The sequence below is a fragment of the Zooshikella ganghwensis DSM 15267 genome, from assembly GCF_000428585.1.
GTDB lineage: Bacteria > Pseudomonadota > Gammaproteobacteria > Pseudomonadales > Zooshikellaceae > Zooshikella > Zooshikella ganghwensis.
In genome coordinates this window covers 1-20,392 of the sequence record NZ_AUAF01000090.1, presented here as the reverse complement: position 1 = coordinate 20,392, position 20,392 = coordinate 1, and the positions used below count along the sequence as shown (strand labels likewise).

The window sequence follows — 20,392 nt, the reverse complement described above, 5'->3', positions numbered from 1 at the left end:
GACTAAAGAGTTGGGGATATCAACATAAAACCGTTTGTCATGGGAAAGGGGAGTATGCTCGTGATGAAGATGGGGATGGTTTTCACGAAGTACATGTTAACACCATTGAAGGTTGTTGGTCATTACTACGCTCATGGTTAAGACCTCATCGAGGTATTTCTCAAGAAAAACTACCTTTTTATTTAGCATTATTTGAGTTTGTGTACAATATAAAGTGCCGAGGAAAAAGCTTACTTAATGATCTAATAGAGCTATTGATATAACCCCCTAGGAATCCATATAGAGCCTAAACTTATTTGCGAGTAAACCAGCTGACTGCAATTCATGTCCAACACATTTGCCATATTCCCAACACTTTTTTTCATTACTGTCAAACACGTGGTTTGCTTTTGCTAATGACTGGCTAAACGTACGAAACCAATGGCCTAATATTGGATCAGACGAATAAGCATTATAGTTTTCTAACGGTGTTGCTTGATTGAGCACCTCATGGGTCTCAGCGCACTTTCTAAACTCTGAAAAGTCCTTTTCATGATGAACTTCATTTGTATTTACCTGCGAATCTATCGCCTGACTTGTCATAATATTATTAGCATCCTTGATTAAATAACTTGCACATTTTATCTTTCATGTTTGGGGCTTAAGGTTCTTGCTCATAGCAATCGCAAATATTTTTTCTTTTAAAGCTCCTGTACCCAAATTCTATAAAATACCCTTCGAACATGCTGTGAATCCTTCCCTGGAGGTGCCTTATATCAGAATAGTTGCCGTTGCCTTACGGCAGGCAAACAATTCGGCGGCCATTATCCAGCCTGTGTAGTGCCCTTAATATATAGTGAGCTATTACTGTTACGAATTTAAGCAAGATTGGGATATAACACAAAGAGAATTAGCAATGCTTGAATTTGTTTATGAAGCAGATGCCAGGAGCTCCGTGAGCAGTAGTGACCAAGGATGCTCTTCTCCTGCGGGAAGAACAAATTGATTCATGCATTACATTGGCACGATCTTTATTAATTACACACTATAGTTTTATATACAATTGCCCTGCACAAGCTAACATCAGTGAAAAATATCCCTGGCGTCCATAGAAGAGTGATTAGTTATACCCAATACGAATGGTTTTTAGGTGCGGCTATCAAGTGACGAAGCCCCATGAGCCTATATTAATAGGTGATTGGGGTGAAGGATGAGGAGTGAAGATAACAAAACCTAGAAATCATTCGTGAAGGGTATACATGCTCAGATTCGAGAAAGGAATATTTTATTTATATGTAATTATCCTGATTATCCTCCACCCACAAACAAGCACTAAAGCGCCAAAATAAATTTTTAGTAGCAAAAAAAAAGTACATACATATAATAAAAAGCAACCATTTATTTCAACACACACAAACGCAATTCGTATGACTATGAATATTCAAAAACTGTTTAATAAAACGTTATTAGTAAATACTTTAAAAGTCACAGCTACGCTATTCACTTTATTATCATCTCTGTATTTTAGTACCGCTTCTGCTGATACCCAATGTAAAACTATAACCAAACAGATTTGGGCCATCAGCCTTAGCTGTCGTGGTTGGTCTAGCCCTTGTTATGCCACTTCCAGTGGAGGATATAGCAGTAGAAGTGGCGCTAAAACGTTTGACTCTATTGATAGTGCACAGCGCTTTATCCGTCAGTTATCAAAGTCCATTCAACGCATGAATCCACAGGTAACTCAACTTGCTTCAGAGCAACATACCCCCTGCACTGAAGATGAATGAGGGCTTACTAGCCCTCATTCATCTTCAGTATTGTCAAATACAACAGAAAATAACTGATTAGCGATACATTTTAATACAAATAAAAACCGTCAATTATAACAAGGCAATCACACTTTAATGGACGCCTACCCACTAAAAAAACTGAATTGGGAACTTTTCTAGCAGGTTGCAATACCTATATTTCATATTTGTACATACGTGTAGTTATTTTAGTTACGATGAAGTTTATTAGCGATGCAATATCTATCTGTTAAAAACAGTATAAATCACTAGTACTACCGCCATATCATACGTGACATTACGTATTCCCCTGACAAATATAATTCCATACATTTATTTGAAAATCTAAATCACTTTAAAACAAAAATAACAAAATATAATTTTTAATATTTTTTTATAATTTGTTTTATTTATATAAGTTGAAGATCGCCTATGCATAAAAAAGAAAACAAACGAAGTTTACCTTGTTACCCTTTTTATACATTGTTAGCACTACTTTTCACCCATACTGTTTCAGCACATGCCAAAGATTACTTTCAAATAGAATCCAATAATGGCTACTGTCTTGATGTAAAAGGTAACGGCACAGGTAACTTAACGCCTGTTATTCCCTACCGATGCCATGGCCGGGACAATCAACTCTGGTTTATGGATCGTCGAGGTCGTATCCACTCTAAGTTTGTACCTCACATGTGTCTTGAAGCCGGTAACCCAAGACAGGGGAATACTGCATTTATCTATCAGTGTAATCGTGAAAAACACCAACGCTGGTACTGGAGTGGTCCTTATCTACATAATCGCCGCAATTCCAACTTTGTGCTTGATCACTTTACCGACAGAGGTCAAGTAGGTATATGGCAGTTCCACGGTAGATCCAACCAACAGTGGCGAGTGGTCAGGCAGCGAGTAAATGATGACTTTCCTTTCAGGTATCCAGAGGACCGTTATCCACCTCCAAACCGTTACCAACCAAGATATAGCTGCAACACTTACAATATCAATGCAGGTCCTATTTGGGATAATCGAGATGCTAAATACAAATGCCCTCGGGTCTGCCGACAAGAAAGAGGGAAGTGGACCGGACATTGGAATACAACACAATGGGGGCAAGCCTCTGTTTGCTCGTGTAAAATCTGTGACTAGAGTGTCCTGATCACTCCACTCTCCTTCCTAAAGCCTCTCCCTTTTCCACTCCACTGGCTACCGTACACAGTAGCCAGGTCTTTATCTGACAACGCGATTGATTTTTTAAGGAAGGGTTCACCGCGTGTTAACAGGCCCTAAAGATTCTTGAAAAAACTGTTTTAAAGGCAAATTGATATGTGATTATCCTGCACAGTATACTATACCAAATCTGTAGTATAATCAGGCACTCTGTGTCATTATAGCGCTCCCCCTCTTAATCATTGGCTTGCAACCATTTTCACTCTGTATATAATCACAGTAACTGTATAAAAGACCAGTCATGGCATGTATACTTTTAGTATGAGTTCTATCGGTATAGATACACGAACTTTTTTGAGCAAGCCTTGTTAATCAGGACAGTGTAATGACCAAGCTAACAGCGCGGCAAGCTGAAATTCTGCAATTTATCAAAGAGCATATTGAAGCCACCGGATACCCTCCTACTCGAGCAGAAATAGCAAAACAACTGGGGTTCCGCTCACCCAACGCAGCTGAAGAACACCTGAAAGCACTCGCCCGTAAGGGAGCCATTGAAATAATACCTGGCACATCTCGTGGTATTCGTTTACCCAGTGGCGACATATCAGGTCTACCTATTGTTGGTAATGTTGCCGCAGGAAGCCCTATTCTGGCAGCAGAACATATTGAAAACTACTGTGCTATTGAACCCGGCTTTTTTAACCCTAAAGCAGACTACTTCTTACGGGTGAAAGGCATGAGTATGAAAGATGCCGGTATTTTTGAAGGTGACCTTATTGCTGTTCATAAAACCCATGAAGCCCGTAATGGCCAAATTATAGTGGCACGTATTGCTAGTGACGTCACCGTGAAACGCTTCCATCAACTTCGCAACAAGGTTACGCTTTACCCTGAAAACGATGAGTTTAACCCTATAGATGTTGATTTAAAGCGTGATGAATTCACAATAGAAGGATTATGTGTTGGCGTTATACGCCACTAACTCCTGCTATGCTTAGAGGGTGATCCTATCAGGCAGGTTTAACCACATGCTGTCATTAGTCACTCTCAAGCGACTTATTCCCATCAAACAAGCAAAGGGTTGTATTGCCCAACTCCTCTGCATGTTGCTCATATCAGTGTCAAACCCAGCCATCGCAATAGACAGCATTCGCATTATAGTTCCCTATGGAGTAGGTGGTGGCTCTGACCAACATAGCCGAGCAATGGCACAAGCACTGGAGAATACCAGCACTCTCAAAGTCTTTGTTACCAATCGTCCTGCTGATGGGGGCAAAGAAGCATTTAAGATTTTTTTTAGTTTACCCCCCGATGGTACCAACATCCTTCAAGCTACGGATAATCTTGTGAGTAATTATGTTACCGGACATATCCGCTACCACCCTAGCAAAGACCTTATTCCTATTGGTATTACTCAGCTCACTTTCAATCAAATTTATGTACGCAGTGATGATTCTCGCTTCAAAAACTGGAGTGAGTTTGTAACATTTGCTCAAAACAATGCCCCCATTACCATTGCTAATGTGGGTAATATAGGCTCTATGGAGCATGTCATGCTCAACCAGCTCCAACAAGCGCTTAACTTGTCTGTTTTTCAAGAAAGTTATGATCGTCCCCAGCTGCGTTACCAGGCACTCTTAAACCAGTCGGTCGATGCATTAATCGAGCAACCTGGTGATGTTAAGTTTTTATTGGATAAATCTAAGATAAAGCCCATTATCAGCTTGGTTAACCAAAGACCTGCTGGCTTTCCAAGTGTACCTGCACTAGACGATGTGAAGCTAAACATTACCCCTATGTATCGCTTCCGGGGTTTTTTTATCCATGCAGAAACACCTCCCCACATAGTAAAAAAGCTAACACAACAGTTTCAACGAGCTTGGGCTTCTCCTTTATTTCAGCAGTTTAATGCAGATAACTATATGGATATGTTACCCCAATACATGGATCAACAATCTGCAACGCAATTTATTGATCAACTCATTATTCACTATCAATACTCAAAATAATAACTTCTGCCATGCATTTTTATGTCCATCTAGTCATTAAAACAACTAAACTGTGCAGGTCTATCACTAGGCTTTTTATGTTTTTTTGGCTATTTACCAGTACGGCCAAACCTGTACTCGCAAAAACGCTGGTACTGGGTGCTGAAGAATGGTACCCCTATATCTCTCCAGAGCTTGAAGACAAAGGATTTACTGGGCGCGTCATCAAAGAAGCTTTTGCCCTTTCCCAAGTCAACGTCGAGTTCCGCTTTATGCCTTGGGCTAGAGCCTTAAAAATGGCTCAAGAGGGAAGCATTGATGGAACCTTTCTTTGGTATAAAACCCCTGAACGAGAACCTTTTTTTTACTTTAGTAAACAACCATTAACTGAAATGACGGTCGTTTTTTTCCATTTAAAAAAATTTGACTTTACCTGGAAAACCTTCGATGACTTAAAAAAATATAGGATTGGCGCAGCTATTGGTTACCATATTTCAGATCAATTTGATGAATATGCTAAAGCAGGAAAAATTAACGTTAAACGTATTAAATCAGACACTCAAATATTAAAAATGCTGATACGCAACCGTCTTGATTTATTTCCCCAGGATATTTTGGTGGGTTATGGCCAAATCTATAAAACCTTTCCAAGGCATATTGCCATGCTCTTTACCAATAGCGCTAAACCTCTAACCTCGCGCCCTGCTTACTTGCTGCTCTCAAAACAAAGCCCTGACAGCCAGGAGTTAATCAAGTTATTTGATAAAGGCCTTCATACGCTTAAACAAAATGGCCAGTACGATGCCTACTTTGACGAACTCATAAGTGGTAGTTCACTTCAATAATCCCACTGCTACTGACCTCTTACCTCCCATCGCTTTATTCCCGTCACAATACCGTCTCATTACTTTTAAGCAGACTGCCCTATACTTAATTTGCCCAATAGCGAAAACCGTCACCGCTTAGGCCATGTCCGATCAAAAAAGGACACCATTGTCAGTGCTCGAAAAGCTTAAATAAGCGACAGTTTGGGGATAAGTGCAGCATTATGATTCAGTCTGATGAAATTATTCAGCATCCATTACCGGGTGAACATATTGTTCACTATGCAGGCGACATGGTGACATTCCGTTTATCTGTACCCAATCATTGGCAAGGAACGGCCTGGTTACGCACTAATATTGGTCATGCTGATATCCAGCGCCAAGAGATCATTAACGAAGTCGATTATCAAGAAACCTCATTAGGCCGGGACTGGTTTGATATCCCCATGCCACAGTGTGCTAATGGTGAATACCAACTGATGCTCGGCTTAACCGAAGTCGGCCACTTTGAGGCTAAAGCTTACTTTCTGCCCGGCAAGAAGAAAGATCCCTTATGGCCTACAGGCCTCAACACCATCATCAATGTAGATTCCGCTGAAGCTTGCTGTGCCAATAGTATCTACAATGCCTTTGTCCGTCAGTTTGGTCGCAATAAGTCAGGCCTGGGCTTTGGCCTCTCTCTGACGGATAAACAGCTGGATGACTTTGATAAATCCGGTTTCACGGTTATCCCTCCCTCAGGTACGTTCCGTGATTTGCGTGGAGAGTTGGACTTCATTATTAATGAGCTTGGCTGTCGCCATATATTACTGCTGCCTATTCACCCCACTCCCACCACTTATGCTCGTATGGGGCGTTTTGGCAGCCCTTATGCCGCGCTTAGCTTTACTACCGTTGATCCAGCACTTGCTGAGTTTGACCCCAAAGCCACTCCCTTAGAACAATTTATAGAGCTAGTTGATGCTGTACACGCCCATCAAGGGTCACTATTACTAGATATTGCTATCAACCACACAGGGTGGGCCGCAGGGTTGCATGAAAGTCATCCCCAATGGCTCGCACGTTCAGCTTCAGGACAAATAGAAAACCCCGGGGCCTGGGGTATTATTTGGGGAGATCTGACCCGGCTAGACTACGGACATAAAGACCTTTGGCAGTATATGGCTAATATATTTCTAACCTGGTGCCGACGGGGTGTCGATGGCTTCCGGGCAGATGCGGGTTATATGATACCTGATGCTGCTTGGCGCTATATTATTGCGAAGGTACGTCAGCAATACCCTGATACTATATTCTTATTAGAAGGTTTAGGTGGCCCTATAGCCAGCACACGTCAGTTACTTAATTACGCTAACTTTAATTGGGCCTATTCTGAGCTATTCCAAAACTATGACCGTAGCCAGCTTGAACACTATTTACCCGAAGCACTGGATATATCACAGCACGATGGCATCACGGTCCATTTCTGTGAAACCCATGATAACAACCGGCTCGCAGCAACCTCACCAGTATGGGCGAGACTAAGAACCACACTGTGTGCACTTCTTTCCCCACAGGGCGGCTTTGGTTTTGCCAATGGCGTGGAGTGGTTAGCCACCGAAAAAATCAGTGTGCATGGCTCTACATCATTGAACTGGGGCAGTATTGATAACCAGGTCGCCTTAATTCACCGTTTGAATACTCTCTTAAAACACCACCCTGTGTTCACCCAGCAAGGCCAGCAGCATATGTTGCAAACTGGACCTGGCAACTTCATCGTGGTACGAAGGCATCCCAACAACAACAGTTTTAACCTGCTTATTGTAGCTAACCTAGATACTCAAGCCTCGTGCCAGGCATGTTGGCCCAAAGACAGAACACATTTAGAACCCCCTCCCTGGTATGATCTTTTATCAGGGAATTCTTATCACCCAGTTAACGAGCGTGATTTACAGAAACTCAACCTCAAGCCAGGGCAGGTGCTTTGTCTAACCGATCAGCATGATATGATTGCTCAGCTCAGACAGTATGAAAAAAACAGTCACCTGCCCTCCGCTCAACTCATCAAACAGCGCATAAGAAGCAAAGTACTTAAACTGTATCAGCATTATCATGGTTGTCAGGATCTACGAGGGTTTAACTTAGACAACCACTGTCAACTACTGCAAAAAGACCCACGAGCATTTTGTACCAGCATTACGCCATTTACCGATGAACCCTATGTCATCACCTGGCGATATCCCCAGGATCAGTGGCGTGAAGTAATGATTCCGCCTCAGCATATGCTGCTGGTGCGCTGTCCTTACCCCTTTCACCTGACAGTCAGTGAGTCAAATAAAGCCGTACTGGTTAAAGAACAAAGTTTTCATCAAGGCTCACAGTACATAACTGTTATAGAGCCACTCAACACGCCGATACACCATCAACGACGTATCCTGAAAATTAAGCTGTATACAACAGATAATGTCATTTCCTGCCAGGTCCCATTATGCTATCTAGCGGATGGCCTGCATGTTAAAACACGCAATATTTTTTTCCGCAACCAGCTCCTCGATCATCCTCATTTATGGCTGGGCACTAATAATCGTGGCGGTATGTCACGTGCCAGCAGCCAGTGGGGTTTACTGCGAAGCCGTTATGATGCTGCTTTGGCCGCCAATTTACATCCTGAGCATCCAGATGACCGCTGGATTATGCTGTCGAGAATACGTGGCTGGCTTAATTACCAGGGGTTTACCCAAACCATTAGTCAGGCTAGCCTTGATGCTTTTGGCTGTCAGCCTGCCCAAGGAGGTTATTGGTTATTTCATCTTCCTGTCGGACAAGGACAGCATGTTTTATTGAAGGTTGGCATGGCCATGATTCCTGAACAAAATGCCGTACAATGGGTAATCTACCGCTGCCATCAAGATAATCACGAGGATCGTCTTGCTGACCAATCAGTAATTGATTTAGTACTTCGCCCGGATATTGAAAATCGTAATTTCCATGAAACAACAAAAGCCTACACAGGCTTGGAATCCAACTTTCCCAAAGCGATTCTGCCTAATTCACAAGGCTTCCGCTTTACCCCTGATCCTTACCATCAGCTCATCCTGCAAAGTACCCAAGGTAAATTTCATGTTTCCCCAGAGTGGCACTATATGGTGTACCGCCCTTTAGAAGGTGAGCGCGGACTCGATCCTGTTTCAGATTTATACTGCCCAGGGTATTTTGCAATTCCAATGGCCGGTGGTGAAACGATCACACTGACAGCACAAATTACTGCAGCAGATGAATCCCCCAAACAATACGACACCTTGCCTGTATTACTGGAAACCATCAAAGGTTGGATTAAGCAGTTTCCCAGCACAGAACCTTTGCCTGATGTATTACAACCTGCACTGCAACAATTTATTGTACGTCGTGGACAGTTACAAACCGTCATTGCTGGCTATCCATGGTTTTTAGACTGGGGACGTGACACACTCATTGTAGTACGCGGCATAATTGCTGCAAAAAACTGGAACACCGCTGAGTCGATTATTCTGCAATTTGCACAGTTCGAAGAAAATGGCACATTACCCAACATGATACGAGGTAGTGATGCCTCTAACCGGGATACCTCTGATGCTCCACTATGGTTATTTGTTGCCTGCAACGACTTATGGCAAGCCACAGGGCGGGATGATATTTTTGGTCGCGATTGTGCAGGTCGCTCTCTGCACCAAGTACTTGTTGATTTAGCCAACGGCATTATCAAGGGAACCCCTAATCAGATAAGCATGGATGAAAAATCAGGGTTAATTTTTAGCCCTTCACACTTTACCTGGATGGATACCAATTATCCTGCAGGTACGCCTAGGCAAGGTTACCCTATTGAAATTCAGGCTTTATGGTTTGCCGCTCTACAACTATTAAGCAAAATTGCCCCCCATACATCTCGCTGGGCTGATCTGGCAGCTCAAGTGAAAAAATCCATTACTCAATATTATTACTTTCCAGAAGTAGGCTATTTAGCGGATTGTCTCCATTGTGTGCCTGACACTCCGGCAGCACAAGCTAAAGCAGACAATGCATTGCGACCTAATCAGCTTTATGCCATTACCTTGGGAGCCGTCAGTGATCCAGACATCACTCACCGTATACTCGAAGCTTGTGAACAACTGTTGGTACCAGGTGCCATTCGAACCCTTGCAGATCAACCAGTACAACCACCATTAACCATTACCTTCCACGGCAAACCGGTCAATAACCCTCAACACCCTTATTTTGGTCACTACCGAGGAGATGAAGATACCTGTCGTAAACCAGCCTACCATAATGGGACTGCCTGGACCTGGGTATTCCCAGCCTATGCTGAAGCCTGGGTCGAGTGTTATGGCCCTAAAGCTGTGCCGACCGCCCTTGCCTGGCTGGGTTCTGCCTCGCTGCTTATGGATGAGGGCTGTGTAGGACAGCTACCCGAAATAGTTGATGGTAACCTCCCCCATAAACACCGAGGTTGTGATGCTCAAGCATGGGGTGTGAGTGAGCTATTGAGAGTCTGGCGAAAATTAACCATGCAAATACCCGAAAATACTGCAAAATAACTTAGCGGAAAAATGATTAATTATTCAGTATTTACCAATCGCTAAATGTTAAAAATTTTGTTGTATAGCCCAAGGTATAATCTACACTCTTTCATTGAGTCATAGACAAGCCAGCTATGCTTGGCTTGTTAATGGGGAATGCTGCAATGAGTTTAAAAAAACAATATTTAAAGTCTAAACCTGTGTGTAAAGTTACCTTTCGGATACCAAAAGACACCGTATCTGATGCACATAATGTGTGTATTGTTGGGGATTTTAATAATTGGTCAACCAACAATACGCCTATGAAAAACCTCAAAAATGGTGACTTCACTGCCACCCTTGAACTACGTCCAGGCCAGGAATATCAATTCCGCTATTTAATCGATAATCGCCGCTGGGAAAACGATCGAGAGGCTGACAAATATATTTTTAACAATTATGCCAATTGTGAAAATTCTGTGGTGATTGTATGACATTGTTCTTTCTTACTTTGCATTTGTCACACAAGGCTATTACTTCATGAAAAAGATCACCAGCTATCAGGTCTACCCACAAATTCCAGAGTCCCTTGCCTTTTTGGAAACCCTTTCAAGAAATTTATGGTGGTGTTGGACACCTGATGCCATTGAACTCTTTCGTCGTATAGATCCTCACCTTTGGAGTAAGGCGAAGCATAACCCACTGGCTTTTTTAACTTACATAGAACAAGATCGGTTAAATGCTCTTGCTGAAGATCGCAGTTTTTTGTCCAATTTAAATAAAGTTAAAAGTGAATTTCAGGAACGAGTCATCACATGTAAAGATCCCCAAAAAACACCTTTTGGTAAAGAGGGCTGTATTGCCTATTTTTCTATGGAGTTTGGTATACATGAAAGCCTACCGATTTTTGCAGGAGGACTGGGTGTACTGGCGGGAGACCATTTAAAAGCCGCGTCTGTAAATGATATTCCATTAATTGGCTTAGGATTAATGTACCGTTATGGCTACTTCCGCCAATACCTTAACCAAGATGGCTGGCAGCAAGAAGATTATCCTCAAACCAATTTATTTCACCTGCCAATGGAGAAAGTAAAAGGTAATGACGGGCAAGATCTCATTATAAGTATCCCAGCTCCCAACCACCCCATTCGTTTTCAAGCATGGAAGTTACAGGTTGGGCGCGTTACGTTGTTGCTAATGGATACTTATATCTCCGATAACACCAATGAAATAAAAGAAATCACTAATCGTCTATATGCAGCAGAACATAATACTCGCCTGACTCAAGAGATTGTATTAGGCATTGGCGGAATGAAACTGCTGGATACCATGGGTATTAACCCATCAGTGGTCCACCTCAACGAGGGACACTGTGCATTTGTCAATCTTGAACGTATCAGTCAAGTGATGCAAAAAGAGCACGTTGATTTAAAAACTGCCATGGAAATAGTGCCGCGTACCACCGTATTTACAACACATACGCCTGTGCCGGCAGGACATGATAAATTTTCCCCCGAGCTTCTTGCGCCTTATTTTAATGTGTACAGTGAGTTATTTGGTTTACCTGTCGAACAAATTATTCGCTGGGGACAGGAAAAAGATGAACAGCAACATGAGCCTTTTTGTATGTCATTGTTTGCACTACGCATGGCGCAATTTTGCAATGGTGTCAGTGAGCTTCATGGCAAAGTTGCCCGTCATATGTGGACCCATATTTGGCCCAGCCGTGCCGATGAAGAGGTCCCTATTAGTCATGTAACCAATGGCATTCATGTGTCGAGTGTCCTCTCACCAGAACTGGTCATGTTATTTGAACGGCACCTGGGTCCACAGTGGTACCTTGCTTCCCAATTAAAAGAGAATATGGCACGAGTGGATGATATTTTTGAAGAGGATTTATGGCGTGCCCATGAACTCAGCCGGTCACGACTTATTCGTTCAGTACGGGAACATATGTCTTATCAATACGGACGCAGGAACGCCTCTCGTCGCGTCATGCGAGCAGTAGAATCAGTGCTAGATCAAGATGCACTCACCATAGGTTTTTCAAGACGTTATGCAACATATAAGCGCGGAAACCTTATTTTCCGTGACCTTGAACGCTTAAATGCAATCGTCAATAATAAAGACCATCCCGTACAATTTGTTTTTGCAGGTAAAGCACACCCAAAAGATCATGAAGGTAAAGAAGTTATACGACAGTTAATTCATTATGCTGAACAGGAGCGTTTCCGCCATAAAATTGTTTTCCTTGAAGACTATGATATGCATACTGCACGGCTGATGGTGCAAGGTTGCGATATTTGGCTCAACAATCCAAGAAGACCCATGGAAGCCTGCGGCACTTCGGGAATGAAAGCCGCTGTCAATGGTGTGCTTAATTTAAGTATTCTAGACGGCTGGTGGTGCGAAGGCTTTACCGATGATCGAGGCTGGCGGATTGGTAATGGTGAAGAATATCATGACCCTGATTATCAGGACGCCGTTGAAAGCCAAGCACTTTATAATGTTTTAGAAAACGACGTTGTGCCCTGTTACTATGATCGCAAACCAGGAGGTATACCTAATCAATGGGTCTATAAAATGCGTGAATCCATAAAAATGGCTATGGCTGATTTTTGTAATTTACGCATGGTCAGAGAATATACAGAGCGTTTTTATATTCCTGCCCATCAACGTATGCAAACACTGCGTGAGAATCAATGGGCTGAAGCCAAACAACTAGCGGTTCAGCATCAACGTTACTTACAACACTGGCAGCATATTCATATTGAACCACCCACCTGCAGCTCAAGAGGTCCCTTTAAAGTCAACGACACATTCAATGTGACAACGGTGGTGCACCTTGGTCAACTGACTCCTGATGAAGTAGAAGTTCAACTTTATTATGGGCTGTTACATGGTGCAGATGACCTTTGTGAAGGACATGAAACTCCCATGATCGTTGCTGAGGACCGAGGTGATGGCGCCTATATCTATCGCTGTGACATTATTTGTGATGGATCTGGACAATATGGTTTTACTGTCAGGGCTGTCCCTCAATATGACGAATGGCTGAGGTTCCAGCCGCACTTGCTGACATGGGTTAATTGAAGCTGTGGATTAATTCATTAATATTTTATAAAACATTTGCAGTTAGTTTAACCGGGCTCGTCACCTAATGACGAGCCTGTCTTACTGATAATGTTTCATAAAAGTTAAAATGCCACAGAATAGCAATATTTGTTTGCTAGGATACCTGTCAGTCAGGTGACATTTTTATAGTCATTCAGTAACACGCTTACTGTTGTCTATTATTATCATACTACCCTGATGATTTTTTGGTTTCATTATGAAGCTTATCCACGAAGTGTACCCGCAGATTATTATGCCATGGAGTATTGAATGAACGGCGGTCGGAAGAATCCCCGTGTTTTGATTGTCACACCGGAGGTGACCTATCTTCCTGATAGAATGGGCAGCTATGCACAATACCTGACAGCAAAAGCTGGTGGCTTGGCTGATGTTTCTGCCGCGCTGATCAGCGCCTTATTCAACCAAGGTGCTGATGTTCATGTTGCCCTGCCAGATTATCGGGCAATTTTTAAAGATCGTTTGGCGCCTTTTTTACAAAAAGAATATCGAAAACTACGACAGACAGTGCCTGATAGCCGTTTACACTTGGCAGAGGATCGTGTTTTTTATTACCTAAACCGTGTTTATTCCGCCTATTATTTAGAAAATACAAAGTTATCATTAGCGTTTCAGCGAGAAGTCATTAATAACATAATACCCCGCGTGCAACCTGATCTTATTCATTGTAATGACTGGATGACTGGGTTAATTCCTTCTTATGCACGAAAGCTTGGCATTCCCTGCTTATTTACCATTCATAATATACATAGTGTTAAAGCCACAATGGCGCATATTGAAGACCGAGGTATTGACGCAGCAGAGTTCTGGCAACACTTATTTTTTGAACAGTATGCTGACTGTTATGAGTATGCCCGAGAATCAATTCCTGTCGACTTTCTAACCAGCGGGGTATTTGCGGGTCACTTTGTCAATACTGTCAGTCCTCGTTTTTTAGTTGAAATTGTTGAGGGTTATCATCACTTTGTACCTGATAAGCTTCGTCAGGAACTGATTAATAAATACTATGCGGGATGCGCCTATGGTATTTTGAACGCACCTGATCCGGCCTTTAACCCCAGGACGGATAGCAAGCTACCATTACAATATGATGCCGCATCACATGTTGAAGGAAAACGTTTTAATAAACGCCATGTACAACAACAGTTGGGATTATTAGTTGACCCCAAAGCACCACTGTTATTCTGGCCTTCACGGCTTGATCCGGTTCAAAAAGGCTGTCAATTGCTCGCAGATATTATCTACCATTTGATTTCTGATTACTGGCAGCAAAGACTACAAATGGTGTTTGTCGCAGATGGAGAATATCAACGCGTATTTCGAGATATTGTCCACTTCCATGGCTTTCAAGAGCGCGTGGCTGTCTGCGATTTTAATAATGCATTAGAGCATCAATGCTATGCAGCTTCTGATTTTGTGCTAATGCCCTCCTCTTTTGAGCCTTGCGGCTTACCGCAAATGATTGGCCCTATTTATGGTTCTTTACCCATCGCCCATGATACCGGCGGTATTCATGACACTATTACAGATTTAAACACACGTAAAAATAGGGGAAATGGCTTTTTATTTAAATATTACAACCCAGAAAGTTTACGTTGGGCTGTTGATCAGGCTATGCGTTTTTATAAACGTTCTGTGGATACCAAAGCGAAACAGATTCACCGTGTAATGGAAGAAGCCATCACTTCATATAATCACGCCAATACCGCCAAACAATATATTGATCTTTACGAAAAAATGCTGCGCCGTCCACTCATTAGTAAATAAGTAGATTTCAAGGATGAATACGATCGTTAATGTACCTTCAATGTCAATCCATCATTTAGTTGACACCATTGTTCACAATGACCCCTGGTTAGCGCCTTATCGTAATCAGTTAACCCATCGTTTAATCGCTATTGAAGCCAGACGCCAACAACTATGCCATACCCAACAGCAAGATCACGCCCCAAATGCACTGATTGATATTGCCAGTGGACACGAATACTTTGGTCTGCACTTTCGCAATAATCAGTGGCAGTTCCATGAGTGGGCACCAAATGCGTCTGCCATTTACTTAGTAGGTGACATGAACCAGTGGCAACCATCTGCTGAGTTTCAATTTCAACGTATTGATGGTCATGGTCACTGGGAGCTGCTATTACCTGAAACTGCCCTCCAACACGGCCAACATTATCGACTGCATATGGTCTGGCCCGGAGGCGAAGGTCCAAGAATTCCCGCTTATGCTCGACGTGTCGTACAAGATAGCCAAACCCTTATTTTTTCTGCACAAGTTTGGCGCCCCAACTCTCCCTATTGTTGGAAAAACCACTTCAAGCGTCCTAATGAAACACCGCTTATTTATGAAGCTCATGTAGGTATGGCGCAAGAAGAAGGTAAAGTAGGCAGCTACCAAGAATTTACCGTTAATACGCTGCCCCGAATTAAAGCGGCGGGTTATAATACTATTCAGTTGATGGGTATTCCCGAGCACCCTTACTATGGTTCTTTTGGCTATCATGTTTCCAGCTATTTTGCCCCCGCATCTCGGTTTGGTAGCCCTGAAGCGTTAATGGAACTCATCGATACGGCACATGGAATGGGGATTTCCGTACTTATTGACTTGGTGCATTCCCATGCTGTCGCAAATCATGTGGAAGGCTTGGGTTTATACGATGGTACGTCATACCAGTTTTTCCATGAGGGACCACGGGGACGTCACCCAGCCTGGGACTCCTGCTGTTTTAATTATGCAAAACCCGAAGTACTACACTTTTTACTCTCTAACTGTCGTTACTGGCTTGATAATTTCAAAGTAGATGGTTTTCGCTTTGATGGTATAACCAGCATGCTCTACCATGACCATGGGCTTGGACAAGCATTCACCTCCTATGATCATTATTTTAACCATAATGTTGATTTGGATGCTCTCACTTACTTGGCCCTTGCCAATCAAGTTATTCATAACCTCCGCCCTGATGCCATTACTATTGCGGAAGACATGAGTGGTATGCCTGGTCTGGCCCTTCCTACCGCGCAAGGCGGCATAGGTTTTGACTATCGTTTTGCCATGGGCATTCCTGACTTATGGATAAAATACACAAAAGATATCCGCGATGAAGACTGGTCAATTGTCCACCTTTGGCATGAACTGATTAACCGCCGTCATGATGAAAAAACCATCAGCTATACAGAAAGCCATGATCAAGCCTTAGTAGGTGATAAAACCCTTATTTTTCGGTTAGCAGATGCTGCCATGTATTGGCACATGAATCGTGATGATGAGCATTTACTCATCGACCGGGCCATCGCTTTACACAAAATGCTCCGGCTTGTGACCTTAGCAACAGCAGGCCATGGTTACCTAAATTTTATGGGCAATGAGTTCGGCCACCCAGAATGGATAGACTTCCCCCGTGAAGGGAACCACTGGTCGTATCATCATGCACGTCGGCAATGGTCCCTGGCCGATAATCCTAACTTGAAATACTGTTTACTCAATAATTTCGATCAGGCCATGCTTGCGTTGTGTAAAACCTACGACGCTCTACGCTACAGTGATGTGCATTTATTGTGGGTTAGAGATGACGATAAGGTGTTGGCATTTGAGCGCCATGGATTAATTTGGGTCTTTAACTTTCATGCTAATAAATCATTTACTGACTATTCAATACCAGCCCCGGCAGGTGAGTATGAGGTGATATTAAGTAGTGATGATGAGCGGTTTGGCGGACATAACCGCCTTGCTACCGATACGCCGCATGTGACATTACCAGTTGAAGATTCGACCAGTGAAGGGCATTCGCAAAGACTTCACCTATACTTACCTACACGAACAGCCATCGTGCTTAAAAACCGTCAGTTTTGGTCTACTCAAAAACCAGGGTGAAAAGAATGTTTCTCAACCGAAAAATTGCGCCCTATATTGAAGAACGCAGTAATAAGCTGCTACTCACAGCCGAAGAATTACCAAGCTGTTATCGTATCAAACACATGTACAATATGGTGCAAATTACCCGCGCTGTTGAAATCTCTAAAAAAGGACTCATTCGCGGTTTTTTAGAACGAAAACGTAATGAGTACGAAGAAACCCTCGATGAGTTGATGTTAATGGCACCAGAAGATGCTAATGCCATCATCGGTATCAGGGTTTCAACAGCCACTCAACAATATGCCAAAGCAACTTACTTATATATTACTTATATAGGCACGCCTGTTTTTTATATTAAACAGCATAAGGTACCTACAAAACCTATTAATCCTGTCTAAACCAATACAACTAATTTGTGAAGGGTATAATCACTCAACAAACTATCCCATTGGACAAAAGAGCTAGATTATACCCCTTAAACAAGCCGTCAATCCATCCCAGAAAGCTTGGTTACCGTATCCTTATAGGACTTACTTTATCTAGGGCCTGTTAACACTATTTGAATATCACTGTTATGACGGTAAAAGCACTAATCTAGGCGCGAAGTGTGAAGTTTAGTTATTCTAAATGAACAATGAGCAACAACGAGTAGTGCTTTTACCGTCATAACCCTTCGGGCCAGGATTATTTTTCCATCTAGCGGTGTTACAAGTCATTTATGTAGAATGACTACATGGCACTCCTTGTGCCTTGCTAGGTGAAAAAATAGTCTACGGCAGTGGTGATTCAAATAGTGTTAACAGGCCCTAGCCTTTGTCTTATCAATTCGTTTATCGAATTATCTCAGCCTAGTCAAAATACGACAAAAGTAGTCTTTAATCACAAAATCTAAATTAGCTTAATCCTATTTTATTATTGATTTATTCCAATTTTTTTCAAAATATATGCTATCTATGCCTATAAAAAAAGGGTATAGACAGCATTACTATATATTCACAGTTAACACTTATTATTCAGCTCTTGCCTGCAAATTCACTTTCCGTACTACTATTTTTTGATTATTTATTAAAAATGGAACTGGTTTACCATTTTATTTAACGAACCTTTGCTACACTTTATATTCAGCTACCCCTCAGTCGTCGTGTGTTTTGTTTGGCATTTATGTGTTTTCTTTTTTGTGTCATCTAAGCATCATTACTTACACAATCAGTTTTTTTGCGACACATAAAAAGTACATAACCATCACATAACTATCGCCATATTCATAACACAAATAGTGGGCAGTAACTGCAGCTATTGATGATGCAACAACTGGAATCACTAATGACAAGAGACCGGTAGTGTAAAGCAAGCGAATGAGTTTTCGCTTTAACACTGATAACCAAATCAACTGATGTGTACTACCCAATAACTCGTTTATTTACCTGAGAGCTTAGCAAGTGTTAACGGCTAGGTCATCATCAGGCTTTGCGTGCACTTAACAAGTCATATCCCCCACTTAAATGTGATTGGCTTGGTTTGCACGCCTTTGATAAATGCATTGAGGAGAACAGATTATGCACACCAAGCGCTTAACCCGCTGGTTGCCTAATAAATTGGCCATTGGTGTGGCCATAGGGCTGGGTTTATCCGGATTTACCCATGCTACTATGCTGAACGATGATTCAGCATTATTTCAAAATAACGCCAACAAAGTCGTCGGCACTTACTTTGTGGAATGGGGTGTTTATGGCCGTAACTTCCATGTTAATGATATCCCTGCCAAAAACCTCACCCATGTGTTGTATGGTTTTATCGCCGTCTGTGGCCCGAACGAATCATTACAAAAAGAAAATCCCCAAGGTTACAGTGCGTTAAAACGAGAATGTGCTGATCAGGCTGATTATACTGTCACGATTCATGACCGCTTTGCAGCATTGGAAAAAAGCTATCCCGGTGATAAGTGGGATGATCCGATTCGCGGTAATTTTGGCCAGCTCATCAAACTGAAAAAAGCAAATCCCCACCTGACCATCCTGCCGTCTATTGGCGGTTGGACGCTGTCTGATCCCTTTTACTACTTAGCAAAAGACACACAAAAACGTGCAACGTTTGTTAAATCTGCCATTGAGTTTTTAAAACAGTATCCATTCTTTGATGGTTTGGACATTGACTGGGAATTTCCTGGCGTACCTGGTGCCAACCCCAAACTGGGTTCACCTGAAGACAAAGCTGCCTTTACCGCCTTAATGCGTGATTTACGACAAGCGTTGGATGCGTTAAGCCAAGAGACGGGCAAAAAATACCAGCTCACCGCGGCAACCAGTGCTGGTCCTAAAAAAATCGATAACATTAATTACGCTGAAGTCAGTGGTTATGTCGATTACATTTTTGCCATGACCTATGACTTCTATGGTGCTTGGGACAGTACCCTTGGTCATCATTCAGGGTTATATGCCGCTCCTCACGAAAAAGTACCTGAATTTAATGCCCATGATGCCGTACAAAACCTCACCCAGGCGGGCTTACCAGGCAATAAACTGGTTCTGGGCGCCGCGATGTATGGTCGAGGCTGGACAGGTATTAAAGGTGGCCAGGACAATAATCCCTGGGAAGGCACTAACGGTAAGCCCATAAAAGGCTCCTGGCAACCTGGCGTTATTGACTACAAGCATATCGTCTCTAAGTACTTAGGTGGTACCAATGGTCAAGGCACCAGTGGCTTTAAGTATTTTTATGATGATACGGCACAAGCCCCCTATTTATGGAATGCCAGTAAAGGCGAACTGATTACTTACGACAACCCTCGTTCAGTGAAAGCCAAAGCCCAATATGTCACGGCCAATAGCTTAGCAGGGGTATTTTCGTGGGAAATAGATGCTGATAATGGTGATATTCTTAAAGCCATTCATGAAGGGCTAGGCAATAAGCCAGGTGATAATCCCAAACCACCCGAGCCGCCTACGCCACCCGATGACGGTGACAAACCTAAGCCCCCCACACCACCGGGTGATGGCGATGATGATATTCCACCTCCACCCCCTCCACCAGGAGACCCAGGTGATGGTGATATTCCTCCACCCCCACCGCCAGGCGATGATACTCCCGGCGACGACGGTGATAAGCCTGTACCACCGGCTAATAGCTGGCAAGCGGATCAAGTCTACACCAAAGG

Annotated in this window: 14 protein-coding genes; 13 read left to right on the top strand and 1 reads right to left on the bottom strand. The window is 42.7% G+C overall.

What is annotated here, in order from left to right:
* A partial coding sequence (locus tag F607_RS0117285) for a transposase (protein WP_027709107.1) occupies nt 1–263 on the top strand: 263 nt, incomplete at its 5' end.
* 4 nt (nt 264–267) lie between these two features.
* Here F607_RS0117285 and F607_RS0117280 read toward each other — a convergent pair.
* Nucleotides 268–582 (bottom strand): hypothetical protein, encoded by a 315-nt coding sequence (locus F607_RS0117280; RefSeq protein WP_027709106.1) that lies wholly within the window; start codon nt 580–582, stop codon nt 268–270.
* Between the two features lie 830 nt (nt 583–1,412).
* Here F607_RS0117280 and F607_RS30220 point away from each other — a divergent pair.
* The 12 genes from F607_RS30220 to F607_RS30210 all read left to right on the top strand — a co-directional run.
* Nucleotides 1,413–1,766 carry a hypothetical protein gene (locus F607_RS30220; RefSeq protein WP_157365508.1) on the top strand — a complete coding sequence of 118 codons (354 nt, stop codon included), beginning with the start codon at nt 1,413–1,415 and terminating at the stop codon, nt 1,764–1,766.
* A 432-nt stretch (nt 1,767–2,198) separates the two neighbouring features.
* Nucleotides 2,199–2,909, top strand: a complete 711-nt coding sequence (locus F607_RS35180) for a ricin-type beta-trefoil lectin domain protein (RefSeq protein ID WP_027709105.1) — start codon at nt 2,199–2,201, stop codon at nt 2,907–2,909.
* 406 nt (nt 2,910–3,315) lie between these two features.
* A complete protein-coding gene (gene lexA, locus F607_RS0117265) occupies nt 3,316–3,912 on the top strand; it encodes a transcriptional repressor LexA (RefSeq protein ID WP_027709104.1) in 597 nt (198 codons plus the stop codon).
* Between the two features lie 46 nt (nt 3,913–3,958).
* The gene (locus F607_RS0117260; RefSeq protein WP_027709103.1) at nt 3,959–4,939 is read left to right on the top strand and encodes a tripartite tricarboxylate transporter substrate-binding protein; all 981 of its coding nucleotides are present in this window, start codon (nt 3,959–3,961) and stop codon (nt 4,937–4,939) included.
* Between the two features lie 77 nt (nt 4,940–5,016).
* Nucleotides 5,017–5,763 (top strand): substrate-binding periplasmic protein, encoded by a 747-nt coding sequence (locus F607_RS0117255; protein WP_027709102.1) that lies wholly within the window; start codon nt 5,017–5,019, stop codon nt 5,761–5,763.
* A gap of 203 nt (nt 5,764–5,966) precedes the next feature.
* Nucleotides 5,967–10,292 carry an amylo-alpha-1,6-glucosidase gene (locus F607_RS0117250; RefSeq protein ID WP_038291710.1) on the top strand — a complete coding sequence of 1,442 codons (4,326 nt, stop codon included), beginning with the start codon at nt 5,967–5,969 and terminating at the stop codon, nt 10,290–10,292.
* Between the two features lie 146 nt (nt 10,293–10,438).
* Nucleotides 10,439–10,747, top strand: a complete 309-nt coding sequence (locus F607_RS0117245) for an isoamylase early set domain-containing protein (protein WP_027709100.1) — start codon at nt 10,439–10,441, stop codon at nt 10,745–10,747.
* A gap of 46 nt (nt 10,748–10,793) precedes the next feature.
* Complete coding sequence (gene glgP, locus F607_RS0117240) at nt 10,794–13,346, top strand: alpha-glucan family phosphorylase (protein ID WP_027709099.1); 2,553 nt, start codon at nt 10,794–10,796, stop codon at nt 13,344–13,346.
* Between the two features lie 291 nt (nt 13,347–13,637).
* Complete coding sequence (locus F607_RS0117235) at nt 13,638–15,152, top strand: glycogen synthase (protein WP_027709098.1); 1,515 nt, start codon at nt 13,638–13,640, stop codon at nt 15,150–15,152.
* 13 nt (nt 15,153–15,165) lie between these two features.
* Nucleotides 15,166–17,256: an alpha amylase C-terminal domain-containing protein gene (locus tag F607_RS0117230; protein ID WP_211233668.1), complete on the top strand. Its 2,091-nt coding sequence runs from the start codon at nt 15,166–15,168 to the stop codon at nt 17,254–17,256.
* A 5-nt stretch (nt 17,257–17,261) separates the two neighbouring features.
* On the top strand, nt 17,262–17,636 hold the full coding sequence (locus F607_RS0117225) for a hypothetical protein (protein WP_051311584.1): 375 nt from the start codon (nt 17,262–17,264) through the stop codon (nt 17,634–17,636).
* Nucleotides 17,637–18,794: 1,158 nt separating this feature from the next.
* A partial coding sequence (locus tag F607_RS30210) for a glycoside hydrolase family 18 protein (RefSeq protein ID WP_211233667.1) occupies nt 18,795–20,392 on the top strand: 1,598 nt, incomplete at its 3' end.

Excerpts from the sequence above, each read along its gene's own strand:
- F607_RS0117280 (WP_027709106.1), bottom strand. The coding sequence starts at position 582 with ATGACAAGTCAGGCGATAGATTCGCAGGTAAATACAAATGAAGTTCAT.
- F607_RS30220 (WP_157365508.1), top strand. The coding sequence starts at position 1,413 with ATGAATATTCAAAAACTGTTTAATAAAACGTTATTAGTAAATACTTTA.
- F607_RS35180 (WP_027709105.1), top strand. The coding sequence starts at position 2,199 with ATGCATAAAAAAGAAAACAAACGAAGTTTACCTTGTTACCCTTTTTAT.
- lexA (WP_027709104.1), top strand. The coding sequence starts at position 3,316 with ATGACCAAGCTAACAGCGCGGCAAGCTGAAATTCTGCAATTTATCAAA.
- F607_RS0117260 (WP_027709103.1), top strand. The coding sequence starts at position 3,959 with ATGCTGTCATTAGTCACTCTCAAGCGACTTATTCCCATCAAACAAGCA.
- F607_RS0117255 (WP_027709102.1), top strand. The coding sequence starts at position 5,017 with ATGTTTTTTTGGCTATTTACCAGTACGGCCAAACCTGTACTCGCAAAA.
- F607_RS0117250 (WP_038291710.1), top strand. The coding sequence starts at position 5,967 with ATGATTCAGTCTGATGAAATTATTCAGCATCCATTACCGGGTGAACAT.
- F607_RS0117245 (WP_027709100.1), top strand. The coding sequence starts at position 10,439 with ATGAGTTTAAAAAAACAATATTTAAAGTCTAAACCTGTGTGTAAAGTT.
- glgP (WP_027709099.1), top strand. The coding sequence starts at position 10,794 with ATGAAAAAGATCACCAGCTATCAGGTCTACCCACAAATTCCAGAGTCC.
- F607_RS0117235 (WP_027709098.1), top strand. The coding sequence starts at position 13,638 with ATGAACGGCGGTCGGAAGAATCCCCGTGTTTTGATTGTCACACCGGAG.
- F607_RS0117230 (WP_211233668.1), top strand. The coding sequence starts at position 15,166 with ATGAATACGATCGTTAATGTACCTTCAATGTCAATCCATCATTTAGTT.
- F607_RS0117225 (WP_051311584.1), top strand. The coding sequence starts at position 17,262 with ATGTTTCTCAACCGAAAAATTGCGCCCTATATTGAAGAACGCAGTAAT.